Source organism: Flavobacterium sp. (assembly GCF_035760125.1).
Classification (GTDB): domain Bacteria; phylum Bacteroidota; class Bacteroidia; order Flavobacteriales; family Flavobacteriaceae; genus Flavobacterium.
In genome coordinates, this window is sequence record NZ_DASTTN010000438.1 from 1 (window position 1) to 5,991 (window position 5,991).

5 protein-coding genes are annotated in these 5,991 nt (G+C 37.8%); all 5 read right to left on the reverse strand.

Translation table 11 applies throughout. From position 1 onward, the window contains the following. Positions 1–1,043: sensor protein KdpD (locus VFS71_RS15510; RefSeq protein ID WP_326402382.1), on the reverse strand; the 1,043-nt coding region annotated here is incomplete at its 3' end. Between the two features lie 128 nt (positions 1,044–1,171). Then, a complete protein-coding gene (locus VFS71_RS15515) occupies positions 1,172–1,726 on the reverse strand; it encodes a K(+)-transporting ATPase subunit C (protein ID WP_326402383.1) in 555 nt (184 codons plus the stop codon). A 51-nt stretch (positions 1,727–1,777) separates the two neighbouring features. Further along, positions 1,778–3,811: a potassium-transporting ATPase subunit KdpB gene (gene kdpB, locus VFS71_RS15520; protein WP_326402384.1), complete on the reverse strand. Its 2,034-nt coding sequence runs from the start codon at positions 3,809–3,811 to the stop codon at positions 1,778–1,780. 7 nt (positions 3,812–3,818) lie between these two features. Continuing rightward, positions 3,819–5,540: a potassium-transporting ATPase subunit KdpA gene (gene kdpA, locus VFS71_RS15525; protein ID WP_326402385.1), complete on the reverse strand. Its 1,722-nt coding sequence runs from the start codon at positions 5,538–5,540 to the stop codon at positions 3,819–3,821. A 124-nt stretch (positions 5,541–5,664) separates the two neighbouring features. Continuing rightward, the gene (gene kdpF, locus VFS71_RS20270) at positions 5,665–5,742 is read right to left on the reverse strand and encodes a K(+)-transporting ATPase subunit F (RefSeq protein WP_016362011.1); all 78 of its coding nucleotides are present in this window, start codon (positions 5,740–5,742) and stop codon (positions 5,665–5,667) included. Between the last annotated feature and the right edge of the window lie 249 nt (positions 5,743–5,991).

Sequence of the window (5,991 nt, forward strand, 5' to 3'; positions counted from 1 at the left end):
AACAAATTGAAATGGGGTTTCCCTATACAAACCGTTGTGATTTGCTTTTGCTTAACCACTTCCATCATGGCATTCGTAATATTTTTAGCTTCCACTTTAATTACTTCGGCCCCCAATTGTGTGGCCAATTTGAAATTATTAATCAAGTGTCGTTGTTTGTCAAGCGCTATTTTATCAGGGCTTTCTTTGGGGGTTTCCACATAAAGAACATACCAGTCGCTATTGTAATAACTGGCTAATCGAGCTGTTTTCCGAATCACAATTTTGGCTGTTTTATCGTTACTGCTTATACAGGCCAATAACCTTTCATGGCGCAAAGCATGGTTTTTAGGGACTTCATTTTCTACTTTTCGAACCACTTGACTCGCCACTTCGCGCAAAGCCAATTCCCGCAATTGTAAAATTTGGTCTGCCTTAAAAAAATTACTCAAAGCGGTCTGAATTTTATCGGCGGTATAAATTTTACCTTCCTTCAAACGCGTAATCAAATCCTCCGAAGTCAAGTCAATATTGACAACCTCATCTGCTAATCGCAACACATTATCCGGAACCCTTTCTAGAACATCAACATTGGTAATTAACTTTACGTCTTGATTCAAACTCTCTATATGCTGAATATTTACCGCAGAAATCACATTGATTCCCGATTCCAGAATCTCCAAAACATCTTGCCAACGCTTTTCGTTTTTGCTTCCTTCAATATTGGTATGAGCCAATTCATCAACAATTACTACTTCTGGCCGTAAATTGATAATCGCTTGCACATCCATCTCTTCAAGTTGTTTTCCTTTGTAGAAAATAGTCCGACGTGGGATTATTGGCAATCCATCCAACAAATCTTGTGTCTCTTTACGATTATGTGTCTCGATATAACCAATTTTTACATCAATACCGTTTTTCAACAGTGTGTGCGCTTCCTGCAGCATTCTATAAGTTTTGCCCACACCGGCACTCATGCCAATGTAAATTTTAAACTTTCCACGGCGTGATTTCTGAATTAAATCCAGAAAATGCTTAACATTATTTTCTTTTTCGTTATCCATAAGTTAAACAAACGGTTGATTCATTTCTCTGCTATTCAAAGTTCGGGATTCTATTCTAAGAGATTACATTTCTACCGGCAAATAATCAAAATTTGATATTGTTATTACCATTGAAATTGAAATTTCCATTATTTCAACTCATCCAAAGCCACATTCAATTCCAGCACATTCACCGTTGAAACTCCTATTAAAAATGGTTTATTTATTTTAGATTCTACCAATTCTTTCACTTTTTCTTCAGAAAAATTTCTAGCATTTGCCACTCTTTTTACCTGAATCAAAGCGCCTTCCGGTGAAATATTTGGATCCAAACCACTACCCGAAGCCGTCACCATATCCGATGGAATTTCTGATTTTTTCAGATAGGGATGCGCAATCAAAAAAGCATCAATTCTCCTTTGAACCAAAGCCAAATATTCGGGATTGCTCGGTCCTTTGTTACTTCCACCACTTCCGGCAGCATTATAGTCCACGGCCGAAGGTCGACCCCAGAAATAATTCGACTTATCAAATTTTTGTCCAATTTTTTGATAACCCACTACTTTTCCATTCACAGAAACAGTTTCCCCTTTTCCCTTATTTGGGGCAAATTGTGCAATTCCATAGATTGCCAAAGGATAAATTATTGCGAATAAAACGACCGTTACTGCAGTAAATTTTAATATTGAAAATATGTTTTTCATTTTGTTTTATTTTTTGGTAGAGACGTTACATTGCAACGACTCTACCTATTTTTACATAAATAATGTTACGACCAAATCAATTAATTTAATCCCTATAAAAGGAACAATTACTCCTCCCAAGCCATAAATCAACAGGTTTCTTTTCAAAATAGCGCTTGCACCGATTGGTTTATAATCAACCCCTCTCAATGCCAGTGGAATCAATATCGGAATGATAATCGCATTGAAAATCACCGCCGATAAAATGGCACTTTCCGGACTGTGTAGATGCATAATGTTTAATCCTTGAAGAGCAGGAATTGCAGCAATAAAAAGCGCAGGAACAATAGCAAAATATTTAGCTACGTCGTTTGCAATAGAGAATGTTGTAAGTGTTCCTCTAGTCATCAATAGCTGTTTTCCAATTTCAATAATTTCAATTAACTTAGTTGGGTCATTGTCCAAATCGACCATATTACCAGCTTCTTTTGCAGCTTGAGTACCACTGTTCATTGCAACACCAACATCGGCTTGTGCAAGAGCGGGTGCATCATTGGTACCGTCACCCATCATCGCCACGAGTTTACCATTTTGTTGCTCATTCTTGATATAGTTCATCTTGTCCTCAGGTTTGGCTTCGGCTATAAAATCATCTACACCAGCTTTTTCGGCAATAAATTTGGCGGTCAAAGGATTATCTCCGGTAACCATCACGGTTTTTACACCCATTTTTCTCAAACGTTCAAAACGCTCTTTCATTCCCGTTTTGATAATATCCTGCAATTCGATAACACCTTGAACTTCGCTGTTTTTAACAACCACTAAGGGTGTTCCTCCTTTTGAAGAAATAGCAATAACGATTTGAGAAATATCTTCAGGAAATACATTACCGACTTGTTGCACAATATTTTTGGCAGCATCCTGAGCTCCTTTTCTAATATTGGTTCCGTCTTTCAAAACAACACCGCTGGTTCTGGTTTCGGCAGTAAATTTGATTAAAACAGCGCCTTCAATAGATAATTTTTGAGCCAATTCTAGTCCAGCCAATTCCACAATACTTTTCCCTTCCGGCGTATCATCGGCTAGTGAACTTAATACCGCGGACTTGATAAAATCCTCTTCCAAAATCCCTTTTGCAGGATAAAAACGAGTTGCTTTTCTATTTCCGATAGTGATTGTTCCTGTTTTATCCAAAAGCAATACATCAATATCTCCGGCAGTTTCCACCGCTTTACCTGATTTAGTAATTACGTTGGCACGCAATGCTCTGTCCATACCCGCAATCCCAATCGCAGAAAGCAAACCTCCAATCGTGGTTGGGATTAAGCATACGAAAAGAGAAATGAAGGCCGCAATTGTAATTGGTGCGTTGGCATAATCTGCAAAAGGTTTCAAAGTCACACAAACAATCACGAATATTAAGGTAAACGCTGCCAAAAGAATCGTCAAAGCAATTTCATTTGGTGTTTTCTGACGGCTGGCGCCTTCTACCAAAGCAATCATTTTATCAAGGAAACTTTCTCCTGGTTCATTGGTCACGATTACTTTAATTTTATCTGACAATACTTTTGTTCCTCCGGTAACAGACGATTTATCACCACCCGCTTCACGAATTACGGGAGCACTTTCTCCGGTAATGGCACTTTCGTCGATAGTAGCTAGTCCTTCGATGATTTCTCCATCCGTGGCAATTAAATCCCCAGCTTCACAGATAAAAACATCCCCTTTTTTCAAAGCTGAAGAACTTACATTTTTAATTTCTCCATTGGCAAAAATTTGTCGTGCAGGTGTTTCTTCACGTGTTTTTCTTAAACTGTCGGCTTGTGCTTTTCCACGGGCTTCAGCTATAGCTTCGGCAAAATTGGCAAACAAAAGTGTGGCCAACAAAATTAAGAAGACAATAAAATTATAAACAAAACTGCCTTGGTCGTGTGCGCCAAACAAAATGGCAATGCAAACGGCAAACATAATAGCAGTTCCGATTTCGACGGTAAACATTACCGGATTTTTGAACATTGTTTTGGGGTTAAGCTTCACAAAAGACTGTACTAATGCTTCTTTTACCTGCTCACTTTCAAACAATGATTTGGATTTATTTTTAGTCATTTTTATATTATTTTAATGTAAAATATTCTGCCAATGGCCCCAAAGCCAATGCTGGAAAGAAAGACAAAGCAGCGATAATCGCGATTACGGCAAAAACCATTACCCCAAAAATGGGAGTGTCTGTTTTTAAAGTTCCGGCACTTTCAGGAATGTATTTTTTATTAGCCAACAATCCTGCAATAGCCAATGGTCCAATGATTGGAATGAAACGACTCAATAACAACACAATTCCAGTGGTTATATTCCAAAATGGATTGTTATCTCCCAAACCTTCAAAGCCTGAACCGTTATTAGCCGCACTCGAAGTGTATTCATATAACATTTCGGAGAATCCATGATGTCCAGGATTATTCAGCCATCCAGCGGCATTTCCTGAAAACCAATAACCCATTGCAGTATTATTGGCAGCAAAATAAGATGCCAAAGCTGTCCCTGCCAATATTAATAAAGGATGCAGAATGGCAATGATGGCAGCGATTTTCACTTCTCTAGCTTCAATTTTCTTTCCTAAGAATTCCGGTGTTCGTCCCACCATTAAACCTGAAATGAATACCGCAAGAATTATAAAGATGTAAAAATTCAGCCACCCTACTCCACAGCCGCCATAAAACGCATTGACCATCATAGCCAATAATTGCATGGCGCCGGAAACTGGCATCGAACTATCGTGCATACTATTTACCGAACCTGTAGAAATTACAGTCGTAGCAATACTCCAAAATCCTGAAATGGCGGGGCCAAAACGGACTTCCTTACCTTCCATGGCTCCAGTTGATTGGGAAATTCCCATCCTTTCGATTGCTGGATTTCCGTTAAGTTCACTGATTACGGTAGGTATAACGAGCATTAAAAACCCAACCGTCATTACTCCAAAAACGATATATGATAGCTTCCTTTTGTTAAGGAAAAAGCCCAAAGCAAAAATCATCGCAAACGGAATGATTAACTGTGCCCACAACTCAACTGCATTGGTGAAATAAGTTGGATTTTCCAAAGGATGTGCCGAATTCGCTCCAAAAAAGCCACCTCCGTTCGTTCCGATATGTTTGATTCCAATAAATGCAGCAGCCGGTCCTCGGGAAACCTCAACTGTATTACCTTGCAAAGTCACGATTTTATCTTTTCCTTCAAATGTCATTGGAGTTCCGCTAAATACCAGAATAATAGCCACAATAGCAGAAAGCGGCAATAAAATACGGGTACAACTTTTGATAAAAAAATTATAAAAATTTCCTAGTTTATCAGTGGTTTTCTCTCTCATCGCCACAAATACCATTGCAGCGGCTGCCATTCCTATACCTGCCGAAACAAATTGCAGGAACATTAAAAACAGTTGGGACAGATAAGAAAGCCCCGTTTCTCCCGAATAATGCTGCAAATTGCAGTTTACGACAAACGAAATAGCGGTATTAAAGGCCAAATCCGGTGTCATAGATGGGTTCCCATCAGGATTTAACGGTAAGCTTCCTTGAAAGATTAAAACAAAAAAGCAAAGAAAGAACCAGACCATATTGACACTCAAAAGTGCTTTTAAGTGTTGCTTCCAGTTCATTTCTTCAGTAGAATTGATACCACTGATTTTGAAAATAAATTTTTCAATTGGATTGAAAATTACATCAAGCATCGTTTTATCACCCAAATACACTTTGGCTATATACCTACCAACGGGAATGGCCAAAACTACCGAGACGATAAAAATACTGATGACTCCAAAAAATTCTGTGTTCATATTTTGTTTGTTAGAAATTAAATAAAATTTTGGCTTTTATATAAACGTAGTAGAGCATTATTAAAGCAATAATCCAAGCTATAAAAACTGCTGCTAGTTTTTTAAATGTTGCCATTTTCATTTTTTAAAATTTTTCCGGTTTGATTAATACGTAAACCAAATAACCGAATACGGCAAGTGCTATAATAAATAGTGCAGTCATAATTTAGATTTTTTCAAAAAATTCGACGGATTTAAAACAAATCGCAAAAAGCAAAGCCCCTAATGCGAGTAAAAGAATGGTTATTATCATTTTATTAAAATTTAGATTAGATTTAAACTCCAGAGGTATTGATTTGCTTGATGTATTCTGCTTTCAGCGTTTTTGGAAACAGATTCGAAATAGTGCAATGGCGCAGTTCCATAAAAGAGGAAACCGAAAAAATATACACATTCGAAATTGCATTTTTGG